Raw genomic sequence first — 15,677 nt, 5'->3', positions numbered from 1 at the left:
TGATATTAATTTTTAATGTGAGTTCGATGGCTCATATCCTGAATACTTCTTGAAAAGTTCAGATACCTACAGTAGTAGCACTTCACTTTAAAAATTGAATTTTAGTTTTAAGTAGAAGGCAGGAGGCAGGTGTTCACTGAATCTCGACTTATCTACGATACGCTACGCGTAGCTTGCTTCCCCTCAAGGTACGCTCGATTTCCGCGTAGCCGAAGTGAGGCAGGAGGAAAAAGCCGATTTTTATCGGTTTAACTAGATTTAATGGCTTTCCAGAGAAATTTGTCTATCTGCTGTAACTTGAAGTTATAAATTTTCTCAATTCCAGCTTTTAAAGAATCAGAAGGTAGGAACAAAAATATATCAGTAAAACCACTAGGAATTTCTGGTAATTTATTTGAACTAACAATTTGTAATTGCACCTTTGGAACAAGTAAGTGAGCGAGTATTTGTATTTCGGGAACTATTCTGCCGTCGCTAATTAAAAGTGCTTTATCATATTGAGAAACTATGTTGGCTATTTTGGGATATTGTTCGTATTTTTCAGGAAATTTGTTCCACCACATCTGAGATTGAGAACTGATTCCGCAAGATACGATCCCACTGATGATAATCAACACGCTTGCAACTGACCAAAGCTTTTTTTGGAAAATTTTAGTATTACTAAACCTAATTTTATTTGCTAATAAATAAGCAACAGCTAACTGTATGCCTAAAATGGAGGGAAGTGTATATCGACTAGTACCGTATCGCTTTTGAAACGCAAAATCCAAGATTACCAGGGGAAGCCCCACAGACCCAATTAATGTTAAGATAAATAACCATACTCTTTTAGGGCTTCTTCGACAAAGAACATAAATTGAATAAATAATTAAAGTTAAAATAATTCCAATAAAAGGAATTAAGGCAAATTTAAGTTCCTTGGAGTCGCTAGGGCTAATACCTAAATCAAGAAACACACGACTAATAATTCCAGCCCATCTTGTAGCTGAATCAAATAAGCTTTGTTTTGCATTTGCCCAAGATATTGCACCTGAGTGACTATTAGTCAGAATAATCCAAATCCAAGGTACAAAAGTCATAAACCCTAGAAGCGATGCAAGCAAGTAAGAAATTGAGGTTTTACTCAATCGAAAGCGTTCAATTATAGCTACGTAAATTGCCTGTGCAAAAGCAATAAAGCCAAAAAATATATGGCTATAAAATCCTAGTGATAATGTTACTGTATAAATGCACCAACTAACCTTCGTTTTCAGGCGCATAGCTCGCAGCAGTGCTGCACTGGATATTAAGATAGCTACTATCCATAAACTATAAGCTCGTGCTTCTTGTGCATATATGACATGAGCAGGCGAAACTGTTACCAACGCCATCGCTATCCACCCTGTTAGCGAAGACCTAAATAATTCTTTACATAACCAATAAATACAAGGAAAGGTTAACAAACTAATAAAAGCCGAAAAACTTCTCGTCACTGCTACAGAATTACCAAATAACTTCACCCAAAACCTAGCCAGCAAGACGTGTAGTGGCAAAATATGTGAGTCTTCTAAGACTATGCCTTTCATGACATCAATCGTAGTTTTTTCGCGGTTAGGATACTGGTATTTATATAACTCTTCTACGCTGATTAAATTACCATTACGTAAATTGGTTTCAACTTCTGACTGCGTATATCCAGATATGCGTAATGATGATAAAACTTCATCACTCCAATAAATTTTTTTGTCAAGATTGACGAAGCGAAAAAAGACACCTATTACTAATAAGAAAATAATTAAAAAGCGGAGCAAAGATTGAGAAACAAGCCAGTTTTGTGACAATTGCTTTTTCATATGGTTTCCAATCCTATTAAAACTTTAAAAAAATAATAACATTTGGTTTTTCTGGCAATAAATCATTGTTAGATATCTTAAAATGCTTGATGGATAATTATTTTAATACTATTTGATGCCATGTAAAAAATTCACTTTCAAGTAAATTAAGAAATAAAAAGTAAAAATATAATCCCTATAAATAAATTTAACGCTGGGGTCATACCGTTTCACTTTGAACTTTTTACTTTTGTATTGCTTGGCGATCAATTACGAATTCTGAATAATTTTAAGTTCGGTATAAAAATTAACTATTTAACTAAAAACTAGACTGTATTAAATTATATCTAAATCTAAATTTAGAAGAAAATTATTGTATTTCATGAGGAGAAATTTCAATAAAGTTGCACTTTTGGCAGATGTATTTGCACACTGAATATAATATTCACTGTAATATTCTATATTACAAGTCATGTGAAATGTGAAATACTTTTATTAAAGATAAAAAGATTTGATAAAGTTTTGCTTAAAAAACTATAAATACGCTTCGTACAACTTTAAAACTAAAGGTAAGTTGAGGTTTGTTGAAACCCTAAGCGAATGGTAATTTTCAAGGGTTTTAGCTGAAGTTAACATTAATAGTAATTAAATGTTGCACATGTGATGTATGTGAGTATCTTATCTGATAGCCATCTGATACTATTTATTTACATAGCAACCTATTGCATCCACATCAACATACCAAGTGTTTGCATTAGTTCTGTTATTTTTGCCCCCTTAGCTAACCATATCTGCCAAAAGCCCTCTGTCCCATCTGAGGGCTTTTATTTGCTTTAGAATTTCCTTCTGCCTTCTGCCTCCTGCCCTCTGCCTTTCCCGATAAAAGCCTCCTGCCCTCAGCATAGCTGCCTTTCTTGCTAAATGAGGTACAGCACCAAGGATTCAGAAATCAAATTATTCTTCTCCCTCCTCTCTTACAAAGTTCTGATCCGAGGAAGCCTCGGCTCAACGCCACTTGCTTTCCGACGCAGGGCGACAGGAACGCAGTGGCTCGACTTTGCGCTGCCTCAAAACCAGTGACTTTGTACCTCATGTAAAAGAAAACTGCTGTATATACTCCAATACGGTTGAGTTCGGAAAGTTCCTCTGTGGAGGGATGGGAAACTAGGGGGAAACAACAGGCTTCTCTAAACTGTATCAAGATATACTAAAATGCTGGCCCTAAGTGACTACTCCTGTATCAAACGAAAAAAAGGTTTTGAGGTTTGTGACAATGCTAATTATATTGAGATGATGAACTTCAAACATCTTCTCAGATTACTGCCAAACAAATATTTTGGCTGTATAGCCTGGTAAATCAGTGACTAAAGTATCTTCTTGAGTTTCCACTTCACAGTTACCGAACCAATCTTGCCAATACTCAGCAGTGGGAAAGTTTGGAATTTCGTACTTAGTTAGATTTACGGCAGAAAAGTTTACCACGACAACGATATGAGAATCCTGTTTATCCCAGCGGCTGTAAGCCAATACTTTATTGTTTGTGTCTTCGTGAAAAAATTCGATATTGTCACTTTGCAGGGCTAGATTTTGCTGGCGTAAAGCAATCAGTTTTTGATAATACTTAAATAAATTATGGTTCTGGTCACTTGTCAACAATGACCAAGTAATTTTTTGTGGTTGAGTCACACTTTCGCTTTTTGGCTGGTATTCGCCAAATTCTTCTCCCATCCACAGCATTGGTATACCCATTGCTGTCATTAACAGGGCTGCTGCTAACTTTGCTCGTTTAAATGCTTCTGCATCAAAGATACCAGCATCGCCTAATTCTCGCAATAGACGTTGGCGATCGTGTGTTGCCAAATAATTGATCGTATTGGTGGCAGTTGCATAACCTTGTTTTCTAGGGTCTAAAATCTCCTTTAATTGTTCTAATTCAAATGATTTTCCACAAATATATGGAACTACAAAGTAGCGAAAACTTTCATGCCAACAACCATCTAATGGCCCATCTGGTTTGACTACAGTGCTTGTATCAGGAATGTGTTCGGCAATATTATAAAAATGCTTGGATGCGGCATGTTTTTTTGCTTGCTTAGTCAGCCAGTTGAAAAATTCAAAGTTAGCCAATTGGCGCACCGCATCAAAGCGAATGCCATCAATATGATATTCTTGAATCCAAAATTGCACTACATCACCGATGTATTTCCATGCTGGTTTAACGTTTAATTTTTCGTCGTAATTATCATAGTTAAATTCTGGCCCCCAATAATTATCTGGGTCTTCTGGATAATGCTTGTGTTCGTAGTACCAATAATTCCTGTCAATCAGCAGTAATGGGCATTCTTCGTCTGTATGATTGTAAATCGCATCCATAAAAACACGAATGCCTCTAGCATGACATTCGTCTATTAATCGTTTTAAATCTTCTGTGGAACCGTAGCTAGATTCTGTAGCAAAGTAGTGGCGGACTTTATAGCCCCAACTATAGTTACCTGGGTATTCGTTGACTGGCATTAATTCAATTGCATTTATTCCCAATTCACACAGATAATCTAACTTGGCAATTACCCCTAAATATTTGCCTCGCTTATCAGGGTCAACCTCATCACCAGTAAAATCAGCAACGTGCATTTCGTATATGACTAATTCCCGATTATCAGGCAACAGCATTTCGTCATATTGCCAAACATAAGTATCAACAATACGTTGCCCGTCTTTAATTCGCACTATAGCGTGTTTTTCTGTTTCATTAACATCTGTTGCCTTCGGGTCTATAACATCTATCCATTCATTAGGTGCAAAATTGGGACTTTTAGTTTGAACGCGAAATTTATATTGATAAACCCCGTCTTTTAGTTGTATTTGAGTGCGAAAATAACCATCTTCGCCTTTTTGCATTGGGATTTCTTGCCAATCAGAAAATGACCCAATTAAAACTGCCCCTTGGTTACGAGGAGCGAACAAGGTAAATTCAATTAAATTTCCCATTTCCAAATTTATAGAATTTCTATAAATGTAATCAATAAAATTATTTTCTATTATTAAATAATTTGTAGCTTCTTTCTCAAGTAATAAATTTTTCTGTCTTTTTTATTTGACTTTTGATTAACATCCAGTGAAATTAATAACTTTAACGTCCAAAGACTTGGCGAAAACCAAAATAAGCGATCGCATCTTTCATATTTGAGACAAAACGTTTTAACATACCCATACGGGTGTCGGTGACATACTCTAAAGTTAAAACAATTCGCTGTTCATTCTCGCCTAAAGCAGTAACTCTATGGTAAAGTTTGTCACCGTTAAATAATACTAGGGTACCAGGGGTTAAGGAAAGCGATCGCATTTGTGTTTCCCGTTCAGGAATATCCTTGTAGAGTTGATATTCCAACTTGCTTGATGAACGGTCAACTAAACCGAGTAACACCGTGTAGCGTTTTCCGCGATAATAAGATGTATCGTAATGATATTGAATATGATCTCCAGGCTCAGTGTAGTAGTATAGCGCGTAAGTGTGGGGATCGCGATCGGGACAGGGAAGCAGTTTTTCCCCAGTAATTTCGTTGAAAAAGTCGAAAAGGGCATTTAATTGATAAAATTCTCCGAAAATCGGCGCTAGCTTATCTAAGCTATAGCGGCTAATACTACCGCCTTTTTTATGATTGGGAATATAGTTACGATTGATAGCAGGTTGCAACGATGGCAACAAACTCAAAAACTCATTAAGAATCGAATTAGGAAGAAAGTTTTCAAGCACCAAAAATTCATTGTGTGCTTGAAACTCAGCTTTCAGTTTTTGATAATCAACAGCTGCTATGGCTTGAGAAATTTCAGTTTGAAGTTTCATTAATCAATAAATTAAAACTTAAAATCATCAATGCCCGATGTCACGAACCGGGGACAATTTGCAATAAATCTTTCCCCGCGTCCCCCCTCTCCGTGTCCCCGTGTCCTCTTCCCCATTTCCTAATTTACTTAAGACTCTGGGAGTGCCAAAAATTGCCAAATTACCCATATAGCAAACGTTGGCGCACCAATACTAGCTGCAATGAGTAACGGTTGTAGTCCGTTGAGTAAGGTGACTATGGGAAATAAATACAGCACATCTTCAATGTCAAAGCCGGCAAAATTCGGTTGACGGGTGGCGTCTTTACCTAAACGCTGTTCCATTTGGTTTCGCAAATGAAAAATGCAAGCAACAGATACGCCAGATACGATCCCCATAAGTAATGCCCACGAACCAAGTTCACTTCCCCTAAGGCCATACCCAATGCCCATAAATAAGAGAATGTGGATAATGGCATCACTCAAAAGGTCGTACTGATGTCCCCATTTGCTGCTTTTGCCACTTAAACGGGCTAATTCACCATCGGTGTGGTCTAAAAAATTGGATAAAGCAAAAAGCATTGTGCCAATGTTAGCCCAGATACTATCGCCAACTGCCAATGCAACAGCGGCCGCCAGTCCTGTTACCAGTCGGACTGTGGTCAGATGATTGGGATTTACCCAACTGTTTTTTAGAGGTCGAACTAGCCAGTAAGCAAGTTGAGCATCCCAAGTCTTTGTCGTCATAAATGAATTTGATGTGGTTTTTAAGCTTATACACTGTTAATTACCACATCTGTCTATAGATATAGATTATTATTTTACATGAATTTTCTGTGAATTAAATCATACATTAGGGTAAGAACGCTGTATGTCCTATAGAGGAATTCAGAATTCCGCAGTTACCCAAAATTGTTGTAGAGACGTAGCACTGCTACGTCTCTACATTGTTTTTCACACGGCTAAAATACCTATTAGCTACGAACCTTAGCTACGTCTCTACATTGTTTTTCACACGGCTAAAATACCTATTAGCTACGAACCTTAGTCAGGATTTTTTGGGAATAGAACGAAGCTGATTCTTCATTTTTGGCACAATCTTGGGCAAATTTAATTAGATGATGCCCCACAAGCCCAACGTGAATCAAGCTTTCAATATCACCTGCTTTGAGTGCGGGTTTAGCCATTTTCCAAAAAGTTTGACGATAGTTACTAAATATACCTATCCGTAGCAAAATATTGATTAAATAAGTTAAACCTTTGCGAATATTAGCCCCAGAAGTACGAGCTGGGCTGTTGGGAACTTTGATGCGGTTTGGGTAGGTGTGTTCCATGTTGTAGGCGAACCGCTGATATAAAAATTCTGGCTCGTAAGCTGTGGTGATGCAACGCCGCCACATTTCGATAACTTGCTCGTAAGGCATTAAAAACTCTACATTCGATTCGCGGTTTTCATCAAATACCAGTCGTCCTTCTGCTTCTAATCTCCGCCATAAAGGAGTTCTCGGCAATGCATGAAGTAGGTTAATTGTCAACATGGGAATTTGGGACGCCCGAATAAATTCGAGAATGCGATCGCCTGTTTCTGGTGTATCTGTATCTAAGCCGATGATGATCCCCGAAACTACTTCCATACCATAGCTATTTAAAACCTGAATCGCTTTTAAAATCGGCATACTCAGATTTTGGTCTTTGGAAATCGCATGGAGGGCTTCTGGTTCTGGCGTTTCAATGCCGCAAAAGATGGTGCAAAAATAGGCTTCGCGCATCATCTCCAGCAGTTTGGGGCTTTGAGCGAGGTTGAGGGTTGCTTCGCAGGCAAACTGAATGGGATAGCCATTGCGTTTTTGCCAGTCAATTAGGTGAGGAAGTAACTTCATGGCTGCGCGGCGATCGCCAACAAAGTTATCATCGACAAAATATACTGCTCCCAAATTGCCTGATTGCCGCATTGCATCTAACTCTGCGACAACTTGCTCTGGGGTTTTCATCCGGGGGTTGCGTCCGTAGAGTTCTGGAATATCGCAAAACTCGCAACGATAAGGGCAACCGCTAGAAAACTGCACGTTTGCTAGGAAATAATCATTGATATTCAATAAATGATAAGCTGGGGTGGGGAACTCAGTCAGAGGCAAACGTTCTTTAGTTTCAAAGCGAATTTGTGCTTGGGGACGTTCGGAGTTTTGGTCTAGATACTCGATCAAGCGATCGGTTGCATCTCCCAATTCACCCAAATGTAAAATATCAAATTCTGGATAATATTCTGGGCAACCAGATACAGAAGGGCCGCCGATAACTGTGATTTTGCCGGCTCGATGGGCAAGTTCATTAATTTGATTAATCTGTGGTTTTTGAATGTGCATTCCACTAACAATTACCACATCAGCCCATTGGTAATCACCCTTAGTTGCTGGTTTGACATTTTCATCAATAAACCGGACTTCCCATTCTTGAGGTAAGTAAGCAGCCACAATTAAAATACCTTGGGGTGGCATAAAAGCTCGGACATTACCCATGAGTGGATAGGCGTAATGAAATGTACCAAATGAACGGCTGTACTTGGGAAAGATACAAAGAATACGTCGATGATGTAAGGGAATGTAGCGGTTTTTTTGAGGATTAGCAGCGGTTTTGGAATCGGCCGCGAGAGCAATTGGGTTTTCTAAAGACTTCAGGTTTACAGTCATTACAAATTTCACCCCGGAAAACTGAGCAGCTAATTTAACAATCTACTGACGCAATCAGCTTGAATTCCAACTAGCTTACCGCGATCTTTCAGAAGTTTTTAATTGTAAGATAGAAAACTTATACCATTTATATTTCTCTAGAGCAGCAGATTAGACATGTCCAGAAATTAAATATGCGTTATCCAGAACCCTTGTAGAGACGTAGCAATGCTACGTCTCTAGATTATTTTTCTCCTATGTCTATTTAGTAGCCTGGTTGCAGAACCATCAATAAACTTTACTCGACTTCCTCACAGCGAATTAACAGCATTTCCATCGCTTCTGCTAGAGAAATCAACTCTGTCCAAGAGGAACCAGTGACTAAATTTTGGGCATGAGCTAATCGGTTTCGCAACTGTTCAGCAGACTTGAGGAAACGTTCCCCAAACCGTTTGGATTTCAGTCCCAGCTGCTCAAGAAGTTCTGGCTGATTTAAAACCAACTCTCGCTTATCGCAGAATTGCAGGTAATCTAACAAATCCGTAGCTTCGTTTCTTTCCTGGCTTTCTCGCCATAGCCGTCGAGCAACTTCTAACCGCTCTTTTTTCAAGACTGGTTGCCAAGAATCTTGAGGATAGTAAAGCCGCACCAACCGCAGGAGATTCATTTCTAGCAGCGTTACCAAGCCAAACAATAACATTCGCGCAGGTGCTTTCTGCAAGTCGCCACAGGTAACGATTCCACTCACTTGATTGCAGTCGAGAACAAACAATCGCGGAGTTTGTTGCAAAATGGGTAGTAATTTCATCAGCGGGGTGGAAATGGCAATTAATTCTTTGGGATGAAATACCCGTTGATAATCGCTACATTTGCCATTACCTTGAATCAAACTAGAGCGTTCTACATAACCAGTGATAGTATCTCCAGTTTCAACACCGATGACATCAAAATTTTGTGCCTCCATCCAATGCAGCACTTGTGTCACCTCTGCATCAGCTGGCATAGCTTTGAGGGGTTCCGCGACGTATTCAATGGTGATATTGTTCTCAAACAAACTCCGCAGGTCTTGAGAACGCGATTTGAGGTGTTTCATCACCCTTTTATAAACTCACATGAAATAATCCTATGGTACTCGCGCGTAGGCGTAGCCCGTCGGAGACATCGCTCGCCGAGTTTTCTGCTACATTAACCTTGCAACTGTCAAATCGAAGATTCCAACTAAAAAGCTAAGAACAGAGAAGACATCAAGCTTAACCAATATTACCATTTTTGTTGGTATATGTGTAATGACGGTTATCCATTATGAAGTAACAAATTATTTTGCATCTACAAAAAATAAATATCTATGTAGTTAAATGTATGAGATTAATTGACGAATTTTACTGGAAAATGCAAAAATTACTCAAAAAAAAATGTTATTACTAAAACGATACATCGAATTGATACTTGATAGAATCGTAACAAGGTAACCAAAATTGATAATATTATGCCAAGAAAAGAACAAGGATGGGTCACATTTCAAACCTCTGAGGAGGAGCGGAAGATTCTAGAAGAATTCTGCGAACAGTCTCAACGCACCAAGACTGAAATTCTGCGGGAACTCGTGCGTAGTCTTAATCAGCACTCTTCACCAGCAATATCACTACCAAGCAAGCAGGAAGAAGAAGATATTTACACTCAAAAGCCTGAGTTAGAAACTAACATTCCCAAAAAATCATTAAAAGTTAGCTCTCGTAATATTCTTAAAGGTGTTGTTAAACGAGTAGTTTTTGGAGCCGTGAATAGTGAAGTAACTCTCGAAATTATTCACAAAGTAGAATTAACCTCGATTATTACTAGAGCTTCTGCTGAAGAGTTGGAACTAGCTGTGGGAAAAGAAGCTTATGCAGTTATTAAGTCTAATGATATAGTTATTGCCAGAGAATAGAAAAAATGGGATTGGGAGCAGAATTATGTTAGGAAGATGAATTTTCCTAACTAACATTTTTAATTGTAAATATCTGTAAGATAAATTGAGTATTTATAGCGATGCGATCGCAGATAGCAACTTCCAAATAAAAAATACCCTATTGTGTTAAGTGCAAGGGAACTCTTAGCAGGGAGTATGGGGAAGAACACTCGTGTTGTATCCAAATTTGACAATTTATTTTTTGGAGTTCGCATATCAAAAATTACACTCTGACGCTATGACTTAATAATTTGTGTGCGTTGGAGTGTTCTTTGCTCTTGCCGACTCTGAGTACGGTAAACCGTATTTGCTCTTGGTTCCCAAAGATTAATTTAATTGTTAAGTTTAGTTACATAAATTAAAAATAGCAGCCAAGCTTGCTGGAAGGGAAAATTGATTACTCTTGAGGATGAAGATAACATGAACGACTTGGCACAGGCGTAGCCTAAATTGCGCGGATGCCTTATTAGACGCTGGATTTAGGTCAGACAACAGCGGTCAAAAGTGTGATGATTTTTGGCAAGCTGCTTTGTATGTAGTATTTATATCCAGTCTGTGTCGAGTTTCTCAAATTCCATCAAAAATAAATTTATTTAATATTGTTTAACATTGCCATGAAAGCCATAAATCAATTAGTGAATTTTTTAGAAAAAGAGTTGGCTATTTCCGACAAAGCAATTTCCTTGGCCTTGCAACATTGCGAACAGACTCCTAACTTCCTACCAATGACCCTCTGGCAATATGGACTGATAACCCTAGACCAGTTAGCCCAAATTTTTGATTGGTTAGAGGAGGGTGGAGACTGGGGAATGGGGAGATGGGGAAGTGTGGGGAGAGAGGGGGGAAAGATTTTTTCCCTATCCTCCCACACCTCCCACCCCTCCCACACTTCCTGCTTGCCCAATGCCCAATCACCAATGACTAAAAGGATTGATAACACCTATGACAATTAAAGAACAGCCTAAGCCACCCCGTTCTAGAATTATTGCCAATGTATTGTTAGGAGTATCAGGATTATTCCTGCTTTTAAATTTGTTTTTGCCTGGTTTGTTTGGTTCTCGTCCTGCTGGCGTTCCCTATAGCTTATTTATTCATCAAGTACAGGAAGGGGAAGTCAGCCGTGCTTCCGTTGGTCAAAACCAGATTCTCTACGAATTAAAAACAGAGAATGGCGAACCGGGGCAGGTGTTTGCAACTACACCAATCTTTGATTTGGAATTGCCCAAACTCTTAGAACAAAAAGGAGTTGAGTTTGCAGCTGCACCTCCACCGAAGAATACTTGGTTTACAACCCTTTTGAGTTGGGTCATCCCACCACTGATTTTTATTGGCATCTGGCAATTTTTTATTTCACGTGGTGCTGGTGGTTCTCAAGGTGTTCTCTCTATCGGTAAGAGTAAAGCTAAGGTTTACGTTGAAGGCGAATCTGCTAAAATCACCTTCCAAGATGTGGCTGGGGTAGAAGAAGCGAAAACTGAGTTAGTGGAAATTGTAGATTTTCTCAAGACTCCGGCACGTTTTACGCAAATTGGTGCGAGGATTCCCAAGGGTGTGCTGTTGGTCGGCCCTCCTGGTACTGGTAAAACTCTTTTAGCCAAAGCTGTGGCAGGGGAAGCAGGAGTTCCATTCTTCAGTATCTCTGGTTCCGAGTTTGTGGAACTGTTTGTGGGTGTGGGTTCTTCCAGGGTGCGAGATTTATTTGAGCAAGCAAAGAAACAGGCTCCTTGTATTGTATTTATTGATGAGTTGGACGCCATTGGTAAGTCTCGTAGCAGCAACGGCTTCTACGGTGGTAACGATGAACGGGAACAAACCCTTAATCAATTACTCACTGAGATGGATGGTTTTGCGGCTGGAGATGCAACTGTAATTGTTCTGGCAGCTACCAACCGCCCGGAAAGCCTTGACCCTGCATTATTGCGTCCGGGTCGCTTTGACCGTCAAGTGTTGGTAGACCGTCCTGATTTATCTGGTCGGGAAGCAATTCTGAAGATTCACGCTCAAAAGGTAAAATTAGGAGATGATGTAGATCTAAAAGCGATCGCTACTCGGACTCCTGGTTTTGCTGGTGCAGATTTGGCAAACTTGGTAAATGAAGCTGCATTATTAGCAGCCCGCAATCAGCGCCAAACGGTTGCCCAAGAAGACTTTGCCGAAGCAATTGAGCGGGTAGTCGCTGGTCTAGAAAAGAAGAGTCGTGTATTGAGCGATACTGAGAAAAAGATTGTTGCTTACCATGAAGTCGGTCACGCAATGGTCGGGGCGCTAACCACAGGCAACGGTCGTGTAGAAAAGATTTCCATTATTCCCCGTGGGATGGCTGCTTTAGGCTACACCTTGCAATTACCTACCGAAGACCGCTTTTTGATGAATGAAGCAGAATTGCGCGGTCAAATTGCAACTCTGTTAGGGGGACGTTCCGCCGAAGAGGTTGTGTTTGGCAGTATTACAACAGGTGCATCCAACGATTTGCAACGAGCAACAGACTTGGCAGAACGAATGGTAACTACCTATGGTATGAGTAAAGTCTTAGGGCCACTCGCTTACCAACAAGGACAACAAGCAATGTTCTTGGGTAATGGTGCCCCTAATCCCCGGCGGGCGGTGAGTGAAGATACAGCCAAAGCTATTGATAGCGAGGTCAAGGAAATCGTGGAAACTGCCCACGAACAAGCGCTACAGATTCTTAAGGAGAATCGAGATTTGCTAGAAGAAATTGCAACTCAACTTTTGGAAACAGAAGTTATTGAAGGGGAGAAATTGCATAATCTGTTGAGTCAAGTAAAACCTGTAACTGCTTTTTAAACGCAGAGTAACGCCAAGGAAACAGAGGTACGCAAAGATTAACTTTGCGTACCTCTGCGTTAAATCTCTGCGTTACTTGGCGTTTGAAAAATGCCACTCACCCCAATGCAAATACCAGCGAGGAAAAATGCGAATGCGCCCGCAGCTGCGCCTACAAAAGGTGTTATGGTTTGCGGTTGGGGAAATATGACGCCAAACAAACTCATCGCCGCCGCAAACCCACCAAAATACATCCCAATTCCTAATCCTGCCCATCTTTGGGGTACTAGTCCTAAAGCAAAAGGAACTGCCCCGTTAACAATTAAACTAAAGCCAGCAATAATTAACACAATTATGGGAATTTGTACGCCGATAAATACCATTATGAGTAACGCCGGAATAGTTGCACAAATACCACAAAGCATTGCTTGACGATTGCCAATTTTGACAGCGAACATCCCAGCTGGTATGTTGGCCAAAGCGATCGCTATTCCAATCCACACCATTTGCATATCAATATTATCAGCGTTAAGTTGGGCTTTGAGGACTTTACCCAAGACATCCATCAAAAATCGGATACCCCACGCTACACTAAAACCAGTTCCTAAAATCAAAGCTAATTTTTTTAAAGGAAACTGTACTATCTGTGCATTGTGTCGATCGACTGGTGTTTCTGGCAGATTAACTAACCGCAACACGGCCCCCGCACCCAACAACACAAAAGAACCAATTGCAAAGGTCAAAACTGGCCCTAAACTGAGAATATACTTGTTAGCGATGGGTTTAAAAGCGCCAACAAATCCTCCTACCAAAGTTACAACACTGGCAGCCAACGGTAACTCGGCTGGTGTAGAATACATTCCCAGCAGACATATAGCTGGAGAGCGAAATACTGTCATTGCTAATGCCCAGGCTACCAGAGTTATGGGCAAGAGCGATCGCATTATCATAGTAGGCGGGATCAAGCTGACGACACATGGTATGGCAATAAACAAAGCTGATGCCAGAATTACACCTACTGAAATGAAGGGAAATCGAGTCCCTACCCAACGCCTAGTTTGGTCTGAAAGTCCCCCCATCAAAGGTTCCAATACTGCACCCAAGGCATTTTCTACCAATAATAAACCAATAGCGAATGAGGCAGGAAAACCAAACTGGGTCAAAAGTTGGGGCAAGTAAGCATTATAAATTAACCAAGTCAGGGTAATTGCCCCCTGCACCGCTGCCAATACCCAAACTTGCACCCATAAGATATTGAAAGAAGATTTTGAGGTAGTCATAAGAAGACGCGGTGACGCGGGGAAGGGGAGACGCGGGGACAAAAATTAAGGTAGATCTAAAGAGGCGGAAGGGAAGGTAGGTAACGCGGTAAAATTTTTACTCTCCGCGTCCCCGCGTCCCCGTACCCCCGCGTCCTATTTTAATACTCCGGAACCGAGGGATCGATTTCCCGACTCCAAGCGGTAATTCCGCCTTTGACATTCGTCCCAACGATCCCGGCTTCTTTGAGAATAGCGAGGGCTTTTGCCGATCGCCCGCCCATCTTACAATGAGCAATTAAATGGTGACCGTTTAATATTTCCTTCACCTTGGCAACGCCATCACCGTTTTCAATTTCTGGTAAGGGCACCAAAACTGAACCAGGAATCTTCGCAATCTCGTATTCATTGGGGTTGCGGACATCCAGTAGTACAAAATCCTTCGCACCACTATCTAGCAATTCCTTCAAATCCTTAACGGTCATTTCTTGAGTTTCCATCTGCTGTTTTGCCTCCTCTGCCTTAGCTTGTGGAATTCCGCAGAATTGTTCGTAGTCTATCAGTTTTTCAATAACTGGGCGAATGGGGTTAGGACGTAGTTTCAACTCCCGGAATTTCATGTCTAAGGCGTTGTATAGCAGTAAGCGCCCACTCAAGGTGTTACCTTGTCCCATAATAATTTTGACAGTTTCCGTTGCTTGGATAACACCAATAATTCCTGGCAAAATTCCCAACACGCCACCTTCTGCACAAGAGGGAACCATTCCTGGTGGTGGTGGTTCTGGGTAAAGGTCACGATAATTCGGCCCGCCTTCGTAATTAAATACAGTGGCTTGTCCTTCAAAGCGGAAAATGGAACCGTAGACGTTGGGTTTGTTTAACAATACGCAAGCATCATTAACTAAATATCTCGTGGGGAAGTTATCGGTGCCATCCACCACGATATCGTAAGGTTGAAAAATTTCTAACGCATTTTCGGAACTCAGGCGAGTTTCGTAGAGATCCACCTGACAATAGGGGTTAATCTCGTGAATGCGGTTTTTTGCGGATTCAATCTTGGGTTTACCCACCCAGGATGTACCGTGAATGACTTGACGTTGCAAATTGGAAGTATCAACAACATCAAAATCAACGATCCCGATGCGTCCAATACCTGCGGCCGCTAGGTATAAAAGTAGTGGTGAACCTAGTCCACCCGTACCGATACAAAGTACGCTAGCAGCTTTCAGGCGCTTTTGTCCTTCCAATCCTACTTCCGGCAAAATCAAGTGTCGGGAGTAGCGTTCGTAATCATCTTTGGTCAACTGGATTTCATCCAGATTCGGATTTAACATAGCAGTAGTCTTGTGCAAGAGCAGGAATATTAATCCTATCGAAAAATGATATC

10 protein-coding genes and 1 pseudogene are annotated in these 15,677 nt (G+C 40.5%); 3 read left to right on the top strand and 8 right to left on the bottom strand.

Annotated features, from left to right (window positions below):
* Positions 1–248 precede the first annotated feature (248 nt).
* From H6H03_RS07350 to H6H03_RS07325, 6 genes are all read right to left on the bottom strand, one after another.
* Positions 249–1,832, bottom strand: coding sequence for a glycosyltransferase family 39 protein (locus H6H03_RS07350; protein ID WP_190954489.1), 1,584 nt, complete (start codon positions 1,830–1,832; stop codon positions 249–251).
* Positions 1,833–3,128: 1,296 nt separating this feature from the next.
* Positions 3,129–4,799 (bottom strand): alpha-amylase family glycosyl hydrolase, encoded by a 1,671-nt coding sequence (locus H6H03_RS07345; RefSeq protein WP_190954488.1) that lies wholly within the window; start codon positions 4,797–4,799, stop codon positions 3,129–3,131.
* 142 nt (positions 4,800–4,941) lie between these two features.
* Entirely contained in the window at positions 4,942–5,655 is a 714-nt protein-coding gene (locus H6H03_RS07340) for a 2OG-Fe(II) oxygenase (protein WP_190954487.1), read from the bottom strand.
* A gap of 128 nt (positions 5,656–5,783) precedes the next feature.
* The gene (locus H6H03_RS07335; protein WP_190954486.1) at positions 5,784–6,380 is read right to left on the bottom strand and encodes a CDP-alcohol phosphatidyltransferase family protein; all 597 of its coding nucleotides are present in this window, start codon (positions 6,378–6,380) and stop codon (positions 5,784–5,786) included.
* Between the two features lie 284 nt (positions 6,381–6,664).
* The gene (locus H6H03_RS07330) at positions 6,665–8,320 is read right to left on the bottom strand and encodes a B12-binding domain-containing radical SAM protein (RefSeq protein ID WP_190954485.1); all 1,656 of its coding nucleotides are present in this window, start codon (positions 8,318–8,320) and stop codon (positions 6,665–6,667) included.
* Positions 8,321–8,597: 277 nt separating this feature from the next.
* Positions 8,598–9,392 (bottom strand): hypothetical protein, encoded by a 795-nt coding sequence (locus tag H6H03_RS07325; RefSeq protein WP_190954484.1) that lies wholly within the window; start codon positions 9,390–9,392, stop codon positions 8,598–8,600.
* Positions 9,393–9,785: 393 nt separating this feature from the next.
* On the opposite strand from H6H03_RS07325, the gene H6H03_RS07320 reads away from it, so the two are divergent.
* The 3 genes and pseudogenes from H6H03_RS07320 (at position 9,786) to ftsH4 (ending at position 13,052) form a co-directional block, all read left to right on the top strand.
* A complete protein-coding gene (locus H6H03_RS07320; protein WP_190954483.1) occupies positions 9,786–10,226 on the top strand; it encodes a TOBE domain-containing protein in 441 nt (146 codons plus the stop codon).
* Between the two features lie 635 nt (positions 10,227–10,861).
* Positions 10,862–11,038: pseudogene (locus H6H03_RS40170) on the top strand (DUF2949 domain-containing protein); the annotation flags it as partial.
* A 151-nt stretch (positions 11,039–11,189) separates the two neighbouring features.
* The gene (gene ftsH4, locus H6H03_RS07310) at positions 11,190–13,052 is read left to right on the top strand and encodes an ATP-dependent zinc metalloprotease FtsH4 (RefSeq protein ID WP_190954481.1); all 1,863 of its coding nucleotides are present in this window, start codon (positions 11,190–11,192) and stop codon (positions 13,050–13,052) included.
* A 59-nt stretch (positions 13,053–13,111) separates the two neighbouring features.
* On the opposite strand, the gene H6H03_RS07305 is transcribed toward ftsH4, so the two are convergent.
* The gene (locus H6H03_RS07305; RefSeq protein WP_190954480.1) at positions 13,112–14,311 is read right to left on the bottom strand and encodes an MFS transporter; all 1,200 of its coding nucleotides are present in this window, start codon (positions 14,309–14,311) and stop codon (positions 13,112–13,114) included.
* 140 nt (positions 14,312–14,451) lie between these two features.
* Positions 14,452–15,624: a molybdopterin-synthase adenylyltransferase MoeB gene (gene moeB, locus H6H03_RS07300; RefSeq protein WP_190954479.1), complete on the bottom strand. Its 1,173-nt coding sequence runs from the start codon at positions 15,622–15,624 to the stop codon at positions 14,452–14,454.
* Positions 15,625–15,677 lie beyond the last annotated feature (53 nt).

Origin of the sequence: Nostoc paludosum FACHB-159, from assembly GCF_014698835.1 — a bacterium.
GTDB classification, from domain to species: Bacteria; Cyanobacteriota; Cyanobacteriia; order Cyanobacteriales; family Nostocaceae; genus Nostoc; species Nostoc paludosum.
The sequence above is the reverse complement of the archived record's forward strand: the minus strand, read 5'-3'. Positions and strand labels throughout refer to the sequence as shown.

Coding starts and splice junctions, on each gene's coding strand:
- H6H03_RS07325 (WP_190954484.1), bottom strand. CDS start 9,392: ATGAAACACCTCAAATCGCGTTCTCAAGACCTGCGGAGTTTGTTTGAG.
- H6H03_RS07350 (WP_190954489.1), bottom strand. CDS start 1,832: ATGAAAAAGCAATTGTCACAAAACTGGCTTGTTTCTCAATCTTTGCTC.
- moeB (WP_190954479.1), bottom strand. CDS start 15,624: ATGTTAAATCCGAATCTGGATGAAATCCAGTTGACCAAAGATGATTAC.
- H6H03_RS07320 (WP_190954483.1), top strand. CDS start 9,786: ATGCCAAGAAAAGAACAAGGATGGGTCACATTTCAAACCTCTGAGGAG.
- ftsH4 (WP_190954481.1), top strand. CDS start 11,190: ATGACAATTAAAGAACAGCCTAAGCCACCCCGTTCTAGAATTATTGCC.
- H6H03_RS07340 (WP_190954487.1), bottom strand. CDS start 5,655: ATGAAACTTCAAACTGAAATTTCTCAAGCCATAGCAGCTGTTGATTAT.
- H6H03_RS07335 (WP_190954486.1), bottom strand. CDS start 6,380: ATGACGACAAAGACTTGGGATGCTCAACTTGCTTACTGGCTAGTTCGA.
- H6H03_RS07330 (WP_190954485.1), bottom strand. CDS start 8,320: ATGACTGTAAACCTGAAGTCTTTAGAAAACCCAATTGCTCTCGCGGCC.
- H6H03_RS07305 (WP_190954480.1), bottom strand. CDS start 14,311: ATGACTACCTCAAAATCTTCTTTCAATATCTTATGGGTGCAAGTTTGG.
- H6H03_RS07345 (WP_190954488.1), bottom strand. CDS start 4,799: ATGGGAAATTTAATTGAATTTACCTTGTTCGCTCCTCGTAACCAAGGG.